Genomic DNA, 18,341 nt, shown 5'->3' with positions numbered 1-18,341 from the left:
GGCGCGAAGCCCGGCGTCACTGGGTGGCGGAGTCTCCGGAGCCGTTGCCGGCGGCCAGGCGGCGGATCTCGTCGAGGGACGTGGCGCGGGACTCGACCACCTCGACCGGCGGGCCGGCCGGGCCGCGTAGCGCGGCGTCCATCGTGGCCGTGACGACCAGGTCGAGGCCGGGCTTGAGCTGGCCGCCGAGCGCCGACCAGAAGTCCGAGTTCTCGCTGCCGTCGCCGCTGCGGAGTTTGAGGGTGGGCAGGGGCCGGACCTCGGCGAACGGGCCGTGCAGGTGTTCGGCCTCGATCATCGGGTGGAGCAGCAGCGCGGCCAGGACGTCGCCGAGCAGCGAGTGTTCGTCGCGCACCTCGCTGGTCCAGGCGGTGACCAGGTAGCGGCAGTCGACGCGGGGCAGCGGGTCGCGGCGGTAGCGGCGGCCGTCGGCCTCGACGATGGTCTCGCCGAAGTCGCGGTCGGACAGGTTGGGGCGTACGTCCCAGAGGTAGAGGTCGACCGTCGGCTTGGAGGACAGCGCCGCCGACCATTCACCGTCCGGCGCGTCGAAGGCGATGTCCACGTCGCGGGCGGGCAGCGGCACCACCTTGCGCAGGAACGCCTCCAGCGTCTCATCGAGCAGATGCAGCATCGGCGTCTCGATTCACCAGGTCGAAGTAGCGGTCGAACTCCTTCTCGGTGCGCAGGCGCCCGAGTTTCTGGAACTCCCGTTTCACGCTGAGCACGGCGTGCCGCATGGTGATCGGGCTGTCCTCGGCGGCGGCCAGGAACGCCGCGCCCAGGGCCGCGTTGCTGATCACGCCGCCGGTGATCTTGAATTGGCGGGCCAGGAAGTCGACGTCGAGGTCGGTGACCGGCGCGGTCGGCGGGAAGGCCCGGGTCCAGATCTGGCGGCGTTCCGCCTCTTCGGGCGGGACGAAGTCGACGGCCACCGCGATCCGCCGCAGGAACGCCGGGTCGATGTTCTTCTGCAGGTTGGTGGCTAGCACGACCAGGCCCTCGTAGGTCTCCAGCCGCTGGAGCAGGTAGGCGGTCTCGATGTTGGCGTACCGGTCGTGCGCGTCGCTCACCTCGGAGCGCTTGCCGAACAGGGCGTCCGCCTCGTCGAAGAAGAGCACCAGGTCGCCGGCGGCGGCCGCGCCGAAGATCTGCTCGAGGTTCTTCTCGGTCTCGCCGATGTACTTGCTGACCACCGCGGACAGGTCGACCTTGTACAGGTCGAGGCCGAGGTCGCCGGCCACCACCTCGGCGGCCAGGGTCTTGCCGGTGCCGGACGGGCCGGCGAACAACGCGACCACGCCGGCCGACGGCAGCGGGCTGAACTTCCACCGGCCGTAGACGGTCTCGCGGCCGCGGTGCCGGGCCGACAACTCGCGGAGCTGCTCGGCCTCGGGCGGCGGGAGGATCAGGTCGTCCCAGGAGCGGCGGGGCCGGATGCGGACGGCCACGTTGTCGAGGTGGCCACCGGCGAGCCGGCGCACCCGGGTGGCGACGCCGTCGGCGGCCGGGCCGGGGTCGACGGCGGAGATCAGCCGCAGCTGCTCGCGGCTCAGCCGGTAGGCCGGGTCGGGGTCACGACCGAGCGCCCGCCGCCAGTCGTCCGCGTCGGCCTCGCCGTCGGCGACCCGCACCTCGCGCCACGGCCGGTCGGGCACCGCTTCGAGCGGCTGCTCGCCCGGCGAGCTGAGCACGAACCCGAGGTGGGCCGCCTTGCCGATCTCGTCGCGGGCGGCCGGGCTCAGCGGCGCGGCCGGTTCCAGCACGACGGTCAGGTTGCCGATCGTCGCCTCGCGCACCACCGCCGACCAGCCCGCGGCGTTCTCGGGCGGCGTACACACCAGAAGGTTTTCGGACGGCACCGCGCGCAACCGGCTCTCGCGGTCGGCGCCATGCACGAGGAGGAGGCCGCGCCAGGTGTTGGGGCCGAAGCGCATCGAGGTGCCCGGTGGCAGGGCCGGGTCGGGCGCGTCGTCGCCGCGCAGGTGCCAGATCAGCCGGGGCGCGGCCGCCACGGCCAGCACCGCCCACGCCCCGTCGCCGGTGAGCTGGACCAGCCCGGCGCGGAGCAACCGCCCGGACGGCTTCAGCGGCGAGTCGTCCTCGAAGACCCGGTCGAGGGTGGCGAGGGTGAGCCGGGGCAGCTGCACCGAATCTTGCACGTAGGACACCAGCCGCTGCCGGGCCGTGGACTGCTCGACCGCGACGACCAGGGCCAGCGCCTCGGCCTCGGGCGCGCTGAGCCCGGCGGTGCGCGCGACCGCGGCGAACCGCGAGTCACCAGCGAGCCAGGTGGCGAACGCCTCGCGGGCCGAGGCCACCTGGGCGGCCAGGCCGGCGCGGACCGCGGTGACCCGGTCGGGGCCCGGACCGTCCAGCCCGGGCAGGGCGGCGAGCGCGCGTTCCAGCTCTTCGTTGCCGACGTAGAGGCCGGCGAAGTCGCGCGGCGGGCGGCCCTCGGCGAGCCGGCTGACCAGCGCCTCGCGTTGGAGCAGGGTGTCGGCCAGGACGGCCCAGGGATCCTCCGGTCGTGTCACCCGGTCAGATCACGCCCTCGCGGGTGGCCACCGCGACCGCCTGGGCGCGGGTCCGGCAGTTCAACTTGGTCAGCACGTCGTGCACCACGTTCTTGACCGTGCGCTCGGAGAAGCAGAGGTCTTCGGCGATGCCGCGGGTGTCGAGGCCGTCGGCGAGCAGCCGCAGCACCGAGCGCTCGCGCGGGTTGAGGCCGGTCGGGCCGAGGTGGGAGGTCTGGGTGACATGGAGCAGGAGGCGGGCGAGCATGTCGCCCGGAAGGGCGACGGTGCCCGCGACGACCGCACGCAGGCTGGTGATCAGGGTGTCGGGCGTCAGCGTGCGGTGGGGCAGCACGGCGCCCACGCCGGCGTCGACGATCTCGCGGACCGACTGCTCGCTGACGTCGCGGACGGTGGCGACCAGGCGCACGCCCTTGCCCTCGGCGAGGCGGACGGCGCGGCGCAGCGTCGGACCGGCGTACTCGAAGACCAGGAGGTCGAGGCCGGCGGTGACCGGGGCCGGGGAAAGGGTCGAGCTTTCGCCGCGTACGACGAAATCTGCCTGTTGCAGGCAGGCGGCCATTCCGCGCCGGACGATGGCATGGCTGTCATCGATCCAGACAGTGGGTGGCCGCTGCGCAAGCATGATTAACAATTCCCCCAGGTCACGCGACACATCCCCCCGCGCCGCGAGCACATCTTGCACCGGCGAAGTGGATCAGAACAATAGGGCTACCGGTTCTGTCGGACATCCGGCTGAGTCGGTGGATCCGATCGTCGTACAGCCATGCAACCCGGCCTGTCCTATACAGAGTGGAGGACGTCTCCTACGCTCGTTCACATGCCCAGGTACTCGGCCGAACAGATCTACGGTTTCGCGCGCCGCGCCGGCTTCAATCCGGACGAGGCGGCGACGATGACCGCGATCGCGTTGGCCGAGTCGGGCGGCAACAGCCGGGCCCACAATCCACACGGCGAAGACTCCAAGGGCCTGTGGCAGATCAACGCCCGCGCCCACCCCGATCTGAACGGCAAGGGCGATCTCTTCGACCCGCTGACCAACGCCAAGGCCGCGTTCCTGGTCTCGCGCAAAGGTGACGACATCTCGCCCTGGACGGTCACGCACGGCGGCAACAGCGCCCGCTACCTGCGGCACAAGGGTGAGGCCCAGGCGGCGGCGATCTCGTTCGGCGACGGCGGCGGGCGGGGGGTCTGGACCGGTACGCCCGGGTACGGCCACCCGGTGTCCGCCTCCAACACCGACAGTCCCGGCGCGCCGGTGGAGTCGCTGGTGGCGGCCGGCGGCGGGGGCGGAGCGGCCGGCGGCGGCGACAACGCGGCTCTCGATACGTTCCTGAAAGTTGCCAAAGCGCAAGTAGGCGACCGATATGTCTTCGGCGCCGAGGTGAAGCTGAACGATGACGATCCGGACGTTTTCGACTGTTCCGAATTCACCCAGTGGGCGGCGCATCAGGCCGGAACCACCATCCCGGACGGCGCCACGGCGCAATATCTCGACCTGAAGAATAAAGGTCTGCTGATTCCGGTCGACAAGGCCAAGGACACGCCCGGGGCGTTGCTGTTCTCGTTCGACCGTGAGCCGCGGGCCGGCGACGGCCGCACGCCGGGCGCCCACGTGGCGATCAGCCTGGGCGACGGCAAGGTGGTCGAGGCGGCCAACCGCCGGGCCGGGGTCCGCGAGTCGACCGCAGGCAACCGGTTCGAGTTCGCCGCCGTGCTGCCCGGCATCTCGGACGGCACCGGGACGCCGATCCCCAACGCCGGGGTGCTTCCGGCGGCTGCGTCCGTACTCCCGGAGACCCTGCCGGTTCCCGACCCGCTGCCGGCGCCGCCGCAGCTGGGTGGGACCGACACCGATCGCGATGGTCTGAGCGACGCGATGGAGCGCCGGCTGGGGCTCGACCCGCTGCGCGCCGACACCGACGGCGACAACCTGAACGACGCCCAGGAACTGATCGTCCACAAGACCGACGCGCGCAAGGCCGACACCGACGGCGACCAGCTCAACGACGCGTTCGAGCTGGCCCAGGGCCTGAACCCGCTGTCGCCGGACACCGACCAGGACGGTCACATGGACGGCAGCCTGGCGCCGCTGCAGACCGACACCGACCAGGACGGCATCGACGATCGCCTCGAGCAGGCGATGGGCCTGAACGCGCGGCTCAGCGACAGCGACTCGGACGGGTTCAGCGACGGCCTGGAGTACCGGATGGGCGCGAACCCGCTGGACGCGGCCGACAACCCGATGCTGCACCCGCAGCCCGGCGGCGCCCAGCCCGGCGGTGTGCAGCAGCCCGGCGGCGTGCAGACCGCCACGCAGCCGTTCACCGGCCGTGTCCCGGTCGCCGGTGGCCAGGGCGTCTACTTCAGCGGCGCCGCCCAGGTCCCGATCAGCGACCCGGAGGCGTTCGCCCAGCCGGCGCCCGTGCCGCTGACGCCGGCCGTGGACCCGCCCGATGACGTGATCCACCTCCCGTGACCCTCGAGCTCACCCTCCAGCCGACGCCCGTCGCCCTGGCTCCCGGCGTCGCCACGCGTGTCCCCGTCGAACTGCACAACCGGAACGCCGCCCCGATCGCCGTCCGCGTCGGCGTCGCGCGCGGGCGCGCCTCCGGCTGGGCGTACGTCGAGCAGCCCGACATCGTGGTGGCCGGCGGCCGGACCGAAACGGTCGAGGTGATCCTCGCGCCGCCCGCCGACCAGCCGCCGAGCACGTCGATGGTGCCGTTCACGGTGCAGGCCACCGAGAGTGGCACCGGCGAACCGGCGGGCTTCGCGACCGGCCTGCTCACGGTCGCGATCCCGATCCCGGTGGTCGGCACGATGACCGAGCGCCCCAAGGCCCGCACCACCTACGACCTGACGCTGGTCAACGAGGGCGCGGTCGCCGCACCGGTCCGCGTCAACGCCGAGCTCGACCCGCCGGCCGGCCACATCTCGGCGACGCCGGCGGCGGTCCGGCTCGAGCCCGGCCAGTCGGTGACGGTGACGATCACGGCCAAACCGGCACGGCCCTTCATGGGTACGCCGAGACCGTACTTCGTGGTGGCCGAGGTCCTCGACGCCGACGACCCCGACCGGCCACCCCTGCTCACCGCCACCAGCAAGGGCACCCGCAAGCCGCGGGTGGCCACCTGGGCCGCCGCCACGGTGGCCATCGTGCTGGCCCTGGGCGCCACGGCCGCGGTGGCCTTCTCGGGCATCCGCATCCCGCTGCCCGGCAGCCGCCGCGGCGACTCCCCGCCTCCGGCCGCCGCCACCCCACCGGCCGCGGTGACGATCGCCCGCCCGTACGCGCTGGTCGACGTCTTTCCGCACAAGGGCGACGACGGCGGCAAGGGCGCGGCCGAGGCGGCCCGCCAGCGGCTGGCGACGGCCGGCATGCCGGTCAAGCTGGTCGACAGCCTCCAGTCCAACGACCTCGCCGACCAGGGCACCGGCTTCTGGGTGCTGCTCCAGGACGGCTTCCCGTCCCCCGAGGCGGCCCAGCAGTTCTGCGCCCAGTGGAAGCCGATCGCCCCCAAGTGCGCCGTGACCACCTGACGTCGCATTCCCTGTCCGTCGCGGGCGTGCCGTTCGCTGGGACCATCCGCCGATGGACGCCACTGTGGAAACGCTCGGACCAGGGGCGATGCTGCGCGAGTCCGCGGTCAAGGAGGCGGTCTGGGGCTGCGCCACCTACTTCTTCGAGCTGACCCACGCGGGCGCCGGCGCGGTCGTCGAGTGGACCTACCGCGCGGTGCAGGCGGTGCTGGACACGCAGCCGGTCGAGGTGGACAGCGGGTACGACCTGACCGTGGACGTCCTGCCCACCCCGGTGCGGAGCCTGTCGTTCGCGTTCCGGGTGTGCGAGCTGTCGGAGGGCTCCAAGCTCCTGCCACGCGGCGGCCTCGTCCTCGACGTCACCTACGTCGCGGCCACCGACGACGGCGGCCCGTGGCACGACTACCGTTCCCGCATCGCCGCGTCCGACCCCGAGGACATCCTCGACCACGTGGCCGTCCTGCCGCCGGGCACACCGCTCACCGCCCTGACCGGCGTGGACCGGGCCTCGACCCGCTGGGCGTTGCGGGTCGCCCTCGATCGGGCCGGCCACCTGGAGGCCCTCGGCATGCGCCGCGGCGACGCCCCGAGCTGAGCCGCGGTCATCGCAGCCTCGCCGCCCTCGACTCGAGGTAGTACTGCTCGGGCCGGCTGAGCGTGAGCCGCGCCGCCCGCCGGTACTGCTCCTGCGCGCCGCCCCGGTCGCCGGCCTGCTCCAGCAGGTGGGCCCGGACCGCCGCGGTCCGGTGGTGCTACCGCCTCCTCGCGGCGCCGCCGGGCCGTCTCGTTACGCAGCAGCACGACCCGCCGGCGGCCGGCCACGGTGATCAGCCAGTTCCGTGGCTGCTCGGGCACACCGGTCTCCGGCCACTGCCGGGCCGCCGCGATCAGGGCCTCCTGCACCGCGTCCTCGCACGCCTCGAAGTCGCCGTAGCGGCGCACCACGGCCGCCAGGACGTTCGGCGCGTTCTCGCGCAGCAGGTCGGGCAGGACGGTCACAGGTCCCAGGTGCTCATGTCGAGGACCGGGCGAACCTCGACCCGGGTGTACGCGGCGACCGGCGCCTTGGCGGCCCAGGTCACCGCCTCGCCGAGATCGGCCACGTCGATCAGGTAGAAGCCGGCCAGATGTTCCTTGACCTCGGCGTACGGGCCTCGGAGGTGATCGTCCGCCCGTCGCGCACCGAGACCTGGGTGGCCAGGGCCGGGTCGCCCAGCCCTTCGCTGACCACCAGCACCCCGGCCTCGCGCATCTCCTCGGTCAGCCGCAGGTGACCGAGGCCGAAGTCGGTCCGCTGCTGGTCGGTGAGCGTCTCCCAGACGGCCAGGGACCGCGGGTTCGACTGGATCAGGATCAGGTACTTCATGATTTCTCTCCTTCGCTCGGCCCAGCATGTCGAAACCGGCCCGGCCCGCTTCGACGTCCCGGGAAAGAACCGGGAAGAAAACAGGAGGACCTGTCAGCCTCGACTCCCTGACCGCGGTGCCGCGCGGGACGGCCGAGGGCTTCACCCTGTGGTTCCGGGTGACGCTGGGCCTGCGCCGCGTCGGCGGGCGCTGGCTGGTCACGCACGAGCACGAGTCGGTGCCGTTCGAGATGGACGGCTCGTTCCGCGCCTCGACCGGGCTGACCCCGACCGGCTGAGCCGGATCAGGCCGGGCTGGGGCCGGGCGCGTCGCCGCCGGACGAGAACGACGAACGGATGTGGGACACGATCGCGGAACGGCCGGCGCGGGCCGAGGAGACCGGGAGCAACGGATAGACGTGGATGGCGCCCGGCTCCTCGTGGTAGCTGAGCGGCACCGAGGCCGGCATCCGGTCGCGGAGCAGGCGGCAGTCGGGCAGCGTGATGTCGCGGGTGCCGACCAGGATCTGGGTCGGCGGCAGGCCGGCCAGGTCGCCGTGGATCGGGCTCAGCCGCGGGTCGGTGAGCGGCACGTCGCCGGCCCAGGCGGCCGCCATCGGGTGCAGGCCGGCGCGGCGCAGCCAGGGGTCGTGCGGCTCGACCTGGTCGATGCCGGGGTTGCTCATGGTCAGGTCGAGCCACGGCGCCATCAGCGTCAGGCCGGCCACCCGGCCGGGCGCGGCCTGCGCGGCGATCAGGGCCAGGCCGCCGCCGGCCGAGTCGCCGGCCAGATAGCAGCGACCCACGTCGGCGATGACCTTGGTGACGAGATCGAGCGCCTCCAGCCCGTGGTGCTCCGGCGCCAGGCCGTAGATCGGCACGTGTACCGCCAGCCCGGTCTCGGCGGCGAGGTGCCCGATCAGGGACCAGTGCTGGCTGACGATCTCGGCCACGTACGCCCCGCCGTGCAGGTAGATCACGGCCGGACCGGGCGGCGCTCCGCGGGGCGCGACCCGGTAGACGTCGAAGCCGTGGTCGCGCGTCGAGGACACGTCGAACCGCCTGGTCAGTGACCGGGGCGGGGCCGAGGCGGCCTTCGGCTCGGCGAGGACCCGGCGGCCGTGCGAGGCGGTGGCGAACTTGCGCTGGCGGGTGAGGCGGATGACCGTGGCGACCACGGACATCGGGAGGGCGGGCACCCGTCGATCAAACCATCACGGTCGGAAGTTCACCTGACCGCCGCGAGGATTCCTTCGCACGTACGCATCGCGGCGCGTGCCGCCGTCCGCAACTCGCGGGCCGAGAACGGGTGTTCCCCGACCGCCTGCCACCGCGCCAGCGCGATCTTCGCGGCCGCCGCGACGCGGGACGGGGGCGCCTCCGCGGGCAGCCCGAGCCGGTCGGACGCGGCGCCGCCGGCCCCGCCGAACAGCAGGTCGAGCTCGGTCAGCTGGGCGTCCGTCCCGGCCAGCCGGCCGGACCGCAACAGGTGCAGCAGACGCAGCTCGACGAACTCGTGCGCGCTGGCCCGGATCCGTTCCGCCTCGGCCGCCAGCCACGACTCGGCGGGCACACACTCATCGATCACGGCCAGCGCGGACCGGGCCTTGAGGACTTCGCTGCGTCCCACGAACTGGGCGGTGAACACCTCGCGGAGCTTGTCGATGCCGCTGTGCTCGGTCAGCGCGCGGGCCAGGTCGGCCGCGTCACGGACCACGTTCTCCCGGATCAGCCGGACCGAGAGGCGTACGCCGAAGAGCCCGAGCCGGCCCAGCACCCGCTGATGACCCGGCGCCGACGACGCGAAGCGGTCGGCGGTCAGCAGCAGCTCCACCACATCGGACATCGGCTCGGCCGCGACCGCGGCCAGCACCCGGAACTCGTCCTCGCGCAGCGTCGCCCCGGCCGCCCCGAGCAGCCCGGCCACCGGCACGACGACCGGGCACAGCCGGCGCAGCCGCTCGTCGGTGGCGTAGCGGGCGGCGACCCGGCCGGCCGCCTCCATCGCGTCCAGCCGGCAGCCGCCGATCTCGTCGGCCCGGGACAGCACCCCGACCGCGTTGACCGGCGTGCCGGTGGCCAGCCCGTCGCCGTGGAACGACTCGAGGAACCGCACGTCGCTGCCGTGCATGTGACGCAGCAGGTAGATCACCGCGTCGGTCTGCGCGGCCCGCTCCCCCTCGGCCTCCAGGAACGCCATCGTGCGCAGCGAGACGTCGGTGGAGAGCGAGGCGATGCCCGGGGTGTCGATCAGCGTGTGCCGGCGCAGGCGGGCGCTGGGCACGCGGACCTCGAGGTGGGTGACCTCGTCGGCCGGCCGGCCCAGGTTGATCTGCACCGCGCCCTGCACCCGGTTGAACGGCCGCGGCTCGGCGTGCCCGTCCTTGAGAAAGGCGGTGACCTGGTACGTCGGGCCGTCGGCGTACCAGGTGACGATGCGTGTGCACTCGCCCGCGTCGGTGGCCGCCAGCTCCTCGCCGACCAGGGCGTTGAGCAGGGTCGACTTGCCCGCCTTGACCTTGCCGGCGATGGCCACCCGCAGCGGTTCGTCGATCCGGCGCCGCGCGTCGAACAGCCGCCGCTTCAGCGTCGGGTCGGTCGCCTCGGCGAAGGCCCGGTCGAGCAGGCCGCGCACCTCGTCGAGCAGGCTCATGCCAGGTGGTCCCGATGTGAGGGCCGCGGCGCCAGGTCGTCCAGCCGCCGGCGTTGGTCGGCCAGCGTGGCGGCCCGGGCCTGCCGCTGGTCCTCGGGAAGAGCAGCGGTTTCGCGTACGGCCGCAGCCGTCGCCGCCGCCGACCGCTCGATCGCCATCGCCCGCGCCGCGAACTCGTCCCGCAGGAACCGCTGGGTCCGCCGCACCGCCTCGCGCGAGTCGCGCCCGACGTGGAACGTGACGTCGTCGACGTACCGCCGCAGCTCCTGTTTGGCCTGCGCCCGCCGATGTTGCACCTGCCGCTCCTTCTCCTGCCGGACCAGCCGCCGGCCCAGGGTCACGCCGGCCAGCAGCCCGAGCGGGGCGGCCACGGCCACGTTGAACAGCGCGCCGACCGCCCCGAGCATGTAGAAGCCACCGTAGGTCACGCGGGCCGCCGTGAACGCGCCGAGGAACTGCTGCATCCCGGACTTGTGGAAGCTGACGTCGAGGTCGCCGACCTTGCGCAGGGCCTGGTCGGGCGCGGGCAGGTCGACGTCGAGGCTGTCGTATTCGATGCCGAACCGCTCGGCGACATCCCGCGCCAGCTGTTCGGTGCGGCCGACCAGCAGCATCAGGTTGTCGACGGCGGCCGCGGTGGCCTCCCGCGCGGCCCACGCCTGGAAGTCGCGCCAGGTGTCCCGTGGGTCGGACTCGTCCAGCAGCTCCTCGCCCTTGCGGACCATCAGCCGCAGACGTTCCCGCAGGTCGTGGTCGACGTCGGCGGTGAGGTCCTGGATGCCGTCGCCGAGCACGGTCTGCCACGAGCCGCCGGTCAGCACGGCCTGCGCGCGGCGCCGCTTCTCGACGTACCGCTCGGCGATGGCCGGCGCCGCACCGGGTTCGGCCGCGACCGCCTCCTCGACCGCGACCCGCTCCCGGAGCTGGGCCACCACGAACCCGAGCTCGGCGCGCCCGGCGGCCAGCGAGTCGGCCTCGGCCGCGCCCAGCACGTCCCGGCGCAGCAGGTCGACCAGCAGCGGGAAGCCGGACTCGCGGTTGAGCTCGATGCTGTCCTTGGCCTGCGCGCGCATCCGCAGGAAGGAGGAGACCGCGACGATCGGCACGTCGAGTCCGGCGCGGGCCAGGTGACCCTGGTTGATCTCGACGATCCGCCGCCACTCGGCGTAGAGGTCGGTCTTGGTGACCACGCAGAACGCGCGCGGGCAGCGTTCCAGCACCCGGCGCAGGAAGTCGACCTCGGGCGCGGTCAGCTCCTGCGCGGCGTCGGTGACGAACAGCGCGGCGCCGGCCAGCGGCAGCGCGGCGAGGGTGATGTTGCCCTGGGCCGAGTCGAGGCCGCCCACGCCCGGCGTGTCGATGATGGAGAGGCCGGCGCCGAGCAGCCGGCGGTCGAGGCGGACCTCGACGCTGCGCGGCGCGGGGCCGTCGACCGGCGTGCCCTCGGTGATGTGCCGGCGGAGGGTCTCGAAGGGTACGGACACCGACTCCAGCCGCCCGTCGGTCGCCGCCAGTTGGAGCGACACCGCCGGGGTCCGGCCGTAGCGCAGAACGGTCGGCACCGCGGTCACGATGTCCGAGTCGACCGGGCAGATGTCGGTGCGGAGCAACGCGTTGACCAGCGTGCTCTTGCCCTGTTTGAACTCGCCGACGACGGCCACCGCCACGTCGTCGGCGCGCAGCCGCTGGGCCGCGCGTTCGAGTCGTTCGACGAGGTCGGGCCGGGCCACGTCGGCGGCGAGTTTGCGCGCGTCGTCCATCTCGACGAGCAGGTCGGCGACCGCGCCGCCGCCCCCCGCCTCGATGGGCGTCACCGTGGCCACCGCTCTCCCAGCATCGGGCCTTCCCAGATCACTTTGCCGAAACCCTACCCGAGCGATTACCACCCACCGTGCCTACGCTGGCCCGGTGACTCACGACGTGTTCAACCAGCCACCGGCCCTGGTCGACTACGACGTGGCGGAGGACGTCGCGCTGCTTGATTCGGTACGGCGGGAGGGCGCGGACTGGTCGCTGGACGACCTGCACGCCCTGGGCCGCCGGGCCGGCGAGGCCGAGCCGCAGCGCTGGGCCGAGGAGGCGAACGCGTACCCGCCGAAGCTGCGCACCCACGACCGCTACGGCAACCGGGTCGACGAGGTCGACTTCCACCCGGCCTGGCACGAGCTGATGCGGACCGCGGTCGAGGCCGGGCTGGCCGGGGCCGCGTGGGGTTCGGGGAACAAGGGCGCCCACGCCGCCCGCGCCGCCGCCCTCTACACGTGGTCGCAGGTCGAGGCCGGACACACCTGCCCGATCTCGATGACGTACGCGGTGATCCCGGCCCTGCAGCACGAGCCGAGCCTGGCCGCCGCCTACGGCCGGCTGCTCACCACCCGCGAGTACGACCCGGGCCTGCGCGCCCCGCAGACCAAGCGCGGCCTGCTGGCCGGCATGGGCATGACCGAGAAGCAGGGCGGCTCGGACGTCCGCGCGAACACCACCCGCGCCGCGGTGACCGCCGACGGCTCCTGGCGGTTGCGGGGCCACAAGTGGTTCACCAGCGCGCCGATGTCCGACGTGTTCCTGGTGCTGGCCCAGGCGCCGGCCGGCCTCTCCTGCTTCCTGGTGCCCCGGGTGCTGCCGGACGGCGCCCGCAACGACTTCCGCATCCAGCGCCTCAAGGACAAGCTGGGCAACCGCAGCAACGCCAGCAGCGAGCCGGAGTTCGAGAACACGGTCGGCTGGCTGGTCGGGCCCGAGGGCCGGGGCGTCCGCACGATCATCGAGATGGTCGCCACCACCCGGCTCGACTGTGTGATCGGCTCGGCGGCCGGCATGCGGGCCGCGCTGACCCAGGCGATCCACCACGCGCGGCACCGGTCGGCGTTCGGCCGCCCGCTGATCGAGCAGCCGCTGATGACCGCGGTGCTGGCCGACCTGGCGCTGGAGACCGAGGCGGCCACGACCCTGATGATGCGGCTGGCCGGGGCGGTGGACCGGGGCGAGGACGCGTTCCGGCGGCTCGCGGTGGCGGTGGGCAAGTTCTGGGTGTGCAAGCGGCAACCCGCGGTGGTCGGTGAGGCGCTGGAGTGTCTCGGCGGCAACGGGTACGTGGAGGAGTCCGGCCTTCCGCGCCTCTACCGGGACGCGCCGCTCAACTCGATCTGGGAGGGCTCGGGCAACGTGCAGGCCCTCGACGTGCTCCGGACGCTGCGCAAGGAGCCGGAGGCGGTGGAGGCGTTCCTGGCCGAGGTGACCACGGCGGCCGGCGCCGACCGGCGGCTGGACGACGCCGTGGCCGGGCTGAAGGACCTGCTGGCCAACCCACCGGAGAGCCAGGCCCGGCAGGTCGCCGAACGGCTGGCCCTGGTGCTCCAGGGCTCGCTGCTGGTCCGGCACGCGCCGGAGCGGGTGGCCGACGCCTTCTGCGCCACCCGGCTCGGCGGGGACCGGGGCGGCACGTTCGGCACGCTGCCCCCGGGAGTCAACACCACCGCGATCGTCACGCGGAGTGGTTCAGCGCTCAACTAGGTCCCGTCCCGGCCGATATGTCCGACGGCGACCAGTTGCTCATCGCGGTCGCCCGCCGCCATCTCCGAGGCGATAGGTTGCCCCGGTGGCGCTGGGTCCGGACTTCCGACGGTTGTGGGCGGCGTACTCGATCAGTGAACTGGGCAGCGGCGTCGCGATCGGCGCGCTGCCGCTGGTCGCCACGATCGCCCTCGCCGCGCCGGTGTTCCAGGTGTCCCTGCTGTCGGCGCTGTCCGGCGTCGCCGGCGCGGTGCTGGCCCTGCCGCTCGGGCCGTGGATCGAGTTCCGGCGCAAACGGCCGATCATGATCGGCGTCGATCTGACCCGGTTCGTGGTGCTGCTCAGCGTGCCCGTCGCGGCGGCGTTCGGCCTACTCACGTACGCCCAGCTGTGTGTCGTGGCGATGGTGCAGGCGGCCGGGGTGATCGTGTTCGCGAGCGCGAGCGGCGCCCACCTCAAGGCGCTGGTCCCGCCCGGCCTGCGCGGCGAGGCGAACGCGCGGCTGGAGATGACCCTCTGGACCGTCTACAGCGCCGGTCCCCCGCTCGGCGGCGTGCTGGTGTCGGCCCTCGGCGCCACCGCGTCGATGGCCGCCGACGCGGTGTCGTTCCTGCTGTCGGCGCTGGGCATCCGCCGCCTGCGCGCCCCCGAGCCGCCGCCCCCGCCGCGGCACCCCACCCCGAGGCTGCACGAGCTGACCGCCGGCTGGCGCTACATCCTGGGCCACCGGGCGCTGCGAGCACTGTGGCTCAACTCGATGGTCTTCGGTGGCAGCGTGATGGCGACCGCGCCGCTGCTGGCCGTGCTGATGCTGCGCGAGCTGCACATGACGCCGTGGGAGTACGGCATCGCCCTGGGCGTGCCCTGCCTGGGCGGGATCCTCGGCGCGTTCGTGGCCCGGCGGATCACCGAGGAGCGCCCGAAGCTGCTCGGCTTCGGCGTCGGCCGCACCCTGTTCATGATCCTGCTGGCCGTGGCCCCGGCCGGCCCCACCGGGCTGCTCGTGATCACCGTGTCGCAGTTCCTGCTGATCTTCTGCGCCGGCGCGTTCAACCCGACGTTCGCGACGTTCCGGATGCGGGCCACCGAGGACGGCTACATGTCCCGGGTGCTGTCGGCCTGGTCGATCAGCCAGCGGGTGGCCCAGCCGATCGGGATCATGCTCGGCGGCGTGCTGGCCACCCTGTTCTCCACCCGGATCGCGCTCGCCCTGATGGCCGGCGTGCTCCTGACCAGCATCTTCCTGTTGCCGTGGCGGTCGTTCACACGCTCGGCGCCGATGGCCCCCGCAGCTCCGTGATCGAGGCGGCCAGCTCCTCCTGGGTGATCGGGCCGACCTCGCCACCGGTCCGCGCGTCCTGCATCGCCTTGGACAGCTGCACCCGGCGCAGCACCTCCTTGATGTCGGCCCCGGTCATGCCCAGGCTGGCCCGGCCCAGCTCGGCCAGGTCGAGTTCGTCGGCGAACATGGTGAACCCGGGCGCCTCATGCGCCGAGATCAGGCCGCGGATCATCTTGCGGAAGATCTCGGCCCGGCCCGCCTCGTCCGGCTTCGGCACGGACAGCTTCACGTCGAACCGGCCCGACCGGATCAGCGACTCGTCGACCCGCTGCGGGAAGTTCGTGGTCGCGACCACGATCACGTTCGGGTTGGCCTCGATCAGATCGTTCATCTCCTGCTTGAAGATGCCGGCCACCGCGTTGATGGCCTGACCGGCCGCGTCGCCACCCGACCCGACGTAGCTGATGATCGAGTCGAACTCGTCGAACAGGATCAGCGTCGGCACGCGGTAGCGCCGCGCGTCCCGGAAGATCTGCTTGATGTTGCGCTCCGAGCCGCCCAGCCACTTGTCCAGGATCTCCGGGGTGCGGACCTCGCGGAAGTCGGCGCCGATCTCGTTGGCCAGCGCCCGCGACAACATGGTCTTGCCGGTGCCGGGCGGCCCGTACATCAGCAGCCCCTGCGGTCGGCGCGCCCCCCACCGGGCCATCGCCTCCGGATGCCGGAAGGACACCGCGATCTGCCGCAGCTCGGCGACGATGTGCGCCAGCCCGCCGACCTGGTCGAGCGTGACCTCCTGGGTGGTGGTGGGCTGGGCCGGCAGGTTCTCCCGGCTGAGCACGTACCGCCGCCCGCGCAGGCTGTCCGGTCCGGCGATCTCGATCACCGCCTGCAGCGTCAGCCCCGCGAAGGCCTGCAGGTGGGCCGGCGACACATCGTCACGCGGCACCTCGGCCCGCAGCCGCACCAGCGTCCCGGTCTCGTCGTAGGTCACGGCCGCCTGCAACCCCACCGCGGCGTCGGCCAGCGTTCCCGGCTCACGCTGGGTGGCCGGTTGCGGCATGCGATCAAGACCGAGCTTCTTGTACGCGGCCACCGCCGCGCTGCCCACCCCGTCCACGAGCCGGGCGGTCAGCACGTCCCCTTCGGCGATCCGCTTGGACAGCAGCACCCCGATCGGGTCGGCCCCCAGCACCAGCTTCCGCACCTTCTCGGTGGTGAACCGATCGGCCGCGGTGGAGATCTCGGCGCCGAAGACCTGCACCTCGCCTTCGCTGAAGACGGCCAGCTCAACCCTCTTGACCGGCTCGGGCCAGCTGGCGTTCCGCAGCAGCTCGACCCGGTTGACCCGGGCCGCCGCCAGCGCGGTGACGGCATCGACCATCTCCACCGTCGCGCCCGCGTACTCGAAGGCATCCCGCCGTCCGCGCGCCCCGTCACTCATAGTGGTCCTCCGCCTGCTCCGGGTCGTCCTACCAGCCAAGAGTGACACGCCCTCGCCCCGGTCGCTCGTCCCGGCGGTCTCAGCCATGCAACGAGAAGGGGCCCGGCCCGCGTCTTTACCAGCGTGGCCGGCCCCGTCATCCCCCGTTGACGGCGCCGGCCGCTCCCCGTCAGAGGGAGCGGTAGAAGTCGAGGTGGCGGCGGGCGGCGTCGGTCCAGGTGTGCGCGAAGGCGAGGGCGCGTCCGGCGGCGGCGCGGGCCGGGTCGGGCTTCACGATCGCGGTACGCAGCGAGTCGGCCAGCGAATCCGGCCCGGTGCCGTAGAGCACCGCCGGCCCGAACACCTCCCGCAGCACGGGCAGGTCGCGCGCCACCACCGGCACCCCGCCGGCGAGCGCCTCCATCGCGGCCAGCCCGAAGCCCTCCTTGGTGGACGGGAACGCGAACGCGGCCGCGCCCGCCACCAGCCCGGGAAGCTCGTCGTGGGCGACCGGCCCGAGCACCTCCGGCGTAACGTCCAGGTCGGCCGCGAGCTGATCGAACGCCACGCGGTAGTCGCGATAGTCGAACAAGGTCTCCCCACCCGCGAAGACCAGGCGCAGGTCCGAGATATCCGACAGCCGGGCAAACGCGCGCACCAGATCCCATGAGCCTTTGCGGGGCTCAATACCTCCGACCGCGAGAACGTAGAACCCCGGCAAGGGAGTCGCCGCGGCGAAGCGCGCGGCGTCCACCCCGTTCGGGATGACGGTCGGCGAGATGCCCCAGCCCGACCGGACCTCGGCCGCCACGGCCGACGAGACGCAGAGATGCGCGTACGGCGAGACGATCGCCCGCTCGTGGCACGCGGCCAGTTCGGGGGTCGTGAAGGTGTCCAGGTGGTGGATGGTCCGGACGCACCGGCCGGCCGCGTTGGCGCTGATGCAGTCCTGCGCGTGCACGATGTCGTACGCGGAAGGATCGAATGCTTCCCGCAGCACCTCGATCGACCGCAGGATCCGCTCTCCCACGTTTTCCCCGGGCACGTCCTCGAACGGCACCGCGCACAGGCGTACCCGGGGATCGACCGGGCGGAAGAACCCACCACCGCGGGCCAGCGTCCAGACCGTGACGTCCTGGCCGAGCGCGGCCAGCGCCTCGGCCAGCGCCAGCGTGTGCACCACCCCGCCCCGCGGCCGGGTCGAATAGGTGAGCAGCGCGATCCTCACCGGTAGGCGTCCCGCCGCAGCTCCGTGAGGTGGGACAGCACCCGCCGGGCGGACGCGATCTCCTCGGCGACGTCCAGCGAGGCCACCGCGAGGCCGGCCTTGGCCCAGGTGCGGGCGAGGATGTTGCCGCCCGGCCCGACCACCTTGGCCTGTCCGAGGAAGCGCATGCCGCCGACCGCGCCGGTCTGGTTGGAGGAGGCCACCACGATCTGGTTCTCCGCGGCGCGAGCGCAGTCGTAGAGGTCGAACAGCCGGGACTGGCGGTCCTGGGAGAGCTTGGGCGCCGCGTTGGTGATGCTGGCCGGCCAGGCGGACAGGCAGGCAACGATCTGCGCGCCGTCCAGGGCCAGGGTGCGGGCCGACTCGGGGAACGTCTTGTCGTAGTCGATGAGCATGCCGATCCGGCCGGCCGGGGTGTCGAAGGCCGCGAAGGTGTCGCCCGGCGCGTACGCGGTGACCTCGGCCGCCGGGAGGTGCACCTTGCGGTGCCGGCCGAGCACCCCGTCGCCGGTCAGGCAGACGGCCGCGTTGTAGCGCCGGTCGTCGTCGGCCTCGCAGTAGCCGACGCACACCACCATGTCGCGGGCCAGCGCGGCGACCTGGGTCAGGATCGGGTCGTCGGGCTTCAGCGCCGGCGGCAACGCCGACGGGTCCGGGTGCCGCAGGTCGGCCAGGTAGCCGCCGATCGCCGCGTCCGGCAGCACCAGCAGCGCGGCGCCGGCCTCCCGGGCGTCGCCGATCAGCTTGCCGATGCGGCCCAGGCAGTGGTCGAGGTCGCGGCCGAAGTGCGCGGCCGCCGCGGCGATCCGGACCATCG

General features: G+C 73.1%; 16 protein-coding genes and 2 pseudogenes. 6 read left to right on the top strand and 12 right to left on the bottom strand.

Annotated elements, in window-relative coordinates:
* Window positions 1–16: 16 nt before the first annotated feature.
* Genes AB0M54_RS28295 through AB0M54_RS28285 form a run of 3 tightly spaced genes read right to left on the bottom strand, consistent with a single transcriptional unit; the run spans window position 17 to window position 3,162 of the window.
* Entirely contained in the window at window positions 17–634 is a 618-nt protein-coding gene (locus AB0M54_RS28295) for a DUF4255 domain-containing protein (protein ID WP_364327401.1), read from the bottom strand.
* A complete protein-coding gene (locus AB0M54_RS28290; protein WP_364474579.1) occupies window positions 615–2,537 on the bottom strand; it encodes an ATP-binding protein in 1,923 nt (640 codons plus the stop codon). The genes AB0M54_RS28295 and AB0M54_RS28290 overlap by 20 nt, the downstream gene beginning before the upstream one ends.
* A gap of 4 nt (window positions 2,538–2,541) precedes the next feature.
* Window positions 2,542–3,162 (bottom strand): response regulator transcription factor, encoded by a 621-nt coding sequence (locus tag AB0M54_RS28285; RefSeq protein WP_364327406.1) that lies wholly within the window; start codon window positions 3,160–3,162, stop codon window positions 2,542–2,544.
* A gap of 195 nt (window positions 3,163–3,357) precedes the next feature.
* Here AB0M54_RS28285 and AB0M54_RS28280 point away from each other — a divergent pair, with 195 nt between their 5' ends.
* The 3 genes from AB0M54_RS28280 to AB0M54_RS28270 are packed head-to-tail and all read left to right on the top strand — an operon-like array spanning window position 3,358 to window position 6,675.
* Window positions 3,358–5,016, top strand: coding sequence for an NlpC/P60 family protein (locus AB0M54_RS28280; protein WP_364474577.1), 1,659 nt, complete (start codon window positions 3,358–3,360; stop codon window positions 5,014–5,016).
* Complete coding sequence (locus AB0M54_RS28275) at window positions 5,013–6,080, top strand: hypothetical protein (RefSeq protein WP_364474575.1); 1,068 nt, start codon at window positions 5,013–5,015, stop codon at window positions 6,078–6,080. The genes AB0M54_RS28280 and AB0M54_RS28275 overlap by 4 nt, the downstream gene beginning before the upstream one ends.
* A 52-nt stretch (window positions 6,081–6,132) precedes the next feature.
* Window positions 6,133–6,675 (top strand): hypothetical protein, encoded by a 543-nt coding sequence (locus AB0M54_RS28270; RefSeq protein ID WP_364474573.1) that lies wholly within the window; start codon window positions 6,133–6,135, stop codon window positions 6,673–6,675.
* Between the two features lie 155 nt (window positions 6,676–6,830).
* Here AB0M54_RS28270 and AB0M54_RS28265 read toward each other — a convergent pair.
* The 3 genes and pseudogenes from AB0M54_RS28265 to AB0M54_RS28255 all read right to left on the bottom strand — a co-directional run.
* A pseudogene (locus AB0M54_RS28265) lies at window positions 6,831–7,088 on the bottom strand (sigma factor); the annotation flags it as partial.
* On the bottom strand, window positions 7,076–7,183 hold the full coding sequence (locus tag AB0M54_RS28260; RefSeq protein ID WP_364474572.1) for a hypothetical protein: 108 nt from the start codon (window positions 7,181–7,183) through the stop codon (window positions 7,076–7,078). The pseudogene AB0M54_RS28265 and the gene AB0M54_RS28260, both read right to left, overlap by 13 nt.
* Before the next feature lie 5 nt (window positions 7,184–7,188).
* A complete protein-coding gene (locus tag AB0M54_RS28255) occupies window positions 7,189–7,446 on the bottom strand; it encodes a hypothetical protein (RefSeq protein WP_364474570.1) in 258 nt (85 codons plus the stop codon).
* A 20-nt stretch (window positions 7,447–7,466) separates the two neighbouring features.
* Between AB0M54_RS28255 and AB0M54_RS28250 the strand changes: the two are divergent.
* Window positions 7,467–7,724: pseudogene (locus AB0M54_RS28250) on the top strand (nuclear transport factor 2 family protein); the annotation flags it as partial.
* 6 nt (window positions 7,725–7,730) lie between these two features.
* Here AB0M54_RS28250 and AB0M54_RS28245 read toward each other — a convergent pair.
* From AB0M54_RS28245 to AB0M54_RS28235, 3 genes are read right to left on the bottom strand one after another with little or no spacing between them, the layout of a single operon-like run.
* Entirely contained in the window at window positions 7,731–8,624 is an 894-nt protein-coding gene (locus AB0M54_RS28245; RefSeq protein ID WP_364327417.1) for an alpha/beta hydrolase, read from the bottom strand.
* Window positions 8,625–8,653: 29 nt separating this feature from the next.
* Window positions 8,654–10,078 carry a dynamin family protein gene (locus AB0M54_RS28240; RefSeq protein WP_364327420.1) on the bottom strand — a complete coding sequence of 475 codons (1,425 nt, stop codon included), beginning with the start codon at window positions 10,076–10,078 and terminating at the stop codon, window positions 8,654–8,656.
* A complete protein-coding gene (locus AB0M54_RS28235) occupies window positions 10,075–11,892 on the bottom strand; it encodes a dynamin family protein (protein ID WP_364474568.1) in 1,818 nt (605 codons plus the stop codon). Before AB0M54_RS28235 ends, AB0M54_RS28240 begins: the two co-directional genes overlap by 4 nt.
* 94 nt (window positions 11,893–11,986) lie before the next feature.
* Between AB0M54_RS28235 and AB0M54_RS28230 the strand changes: the two genes are divergently transcribed.
* On the top strand, window positions 11,987–13,591 hold the full coding sequence (locus AB0M54_RS28230) for an isovaleryl-CoA dehydrogenase (protein ID WP_364327426.1): 1,605 nt from the start codon (window positions 11,987–11,989) through the stop codon (window positions 13,589–13,591).
* Between the two features lie 85 nt (window positions 13,592–13,676).
* Window positions 13,677–14,891, top strand: a complete 1,215-nt coding sequence (locus tag AB0M54_RS28225) for an MFS transporter (protein WP_364474566.1) — start codon at window positions 13,677–13,679, stop codon at window positions 14,889–14,891.
* On the opposite strand, the gene AB0M54_RS28220 is transcribed toward AB0M54_RS28225, so the two are convergent.
* The 3 genes from AB0M54_RS28220 to AB0M54_RS28210 all read right to left on the bottom strand — a co-directional run bounded on the left by AB0M54_RS28220 (window position 14,854) and on the right by AB0M54_RS28210 (window position 18,339).
* Entirely contained in the window at window positions 14,854–16,317 is a 1,464-nt protein-coding gene (locus AB0M54_RS28220; RefSeq protein ID WP_364327431.1) for an ATP-binding protein, read from the bottom strand. The two genes, AB0M54_RS28225 and AB0M54_RS28220, sit on opposite strands and share 38 nt — an antisense overlap.
* 169 nt (window positions 16,318–16,486) lie before the next feature.
* Window positions 16,487–17,524 (bottom strand): MSMEG_0565 family glycosyltransferase, encoded by a 1,038-nt coding sequence (locus AB0M54_RS28215; RefSeq protein WP_364474564.1) that lies wholly within the window; start codon window positions 17,522–17,524, stop codon window positions 16,487–16,489.
* Entirely contained in the window at window positions 17,521–18,339 is an 819-nt protein-coding gene (locus AB0M54_RS28210; RefSeq protein ID WP_364327437.1) for a carbon-nitrogen hydrolase family protein, read from the bottom strand. Before AB0M54_RS28210 ends, AB0M54_RS28215 begins: the two co-directional genes overlap by 4 nt.
* Between the last annotated feature and the right edge of the window lie 2 nt (window positions 18,340–18,341).

Source organism: Actinoplanes sp. NPDC051470 (assembly GCF_040682035.1).
In the GTDB taxonomy this organism is placed as follows: Bacteria; Actinomycetota; Actinomycetes; order Mycobacteriales; family Micromonosporaceae; genus Actinoplanes.
Note: the sequence above shows the minus strand (reverse complement) of the source record. Positions and strands in the feature narration are given on the sequence as shown.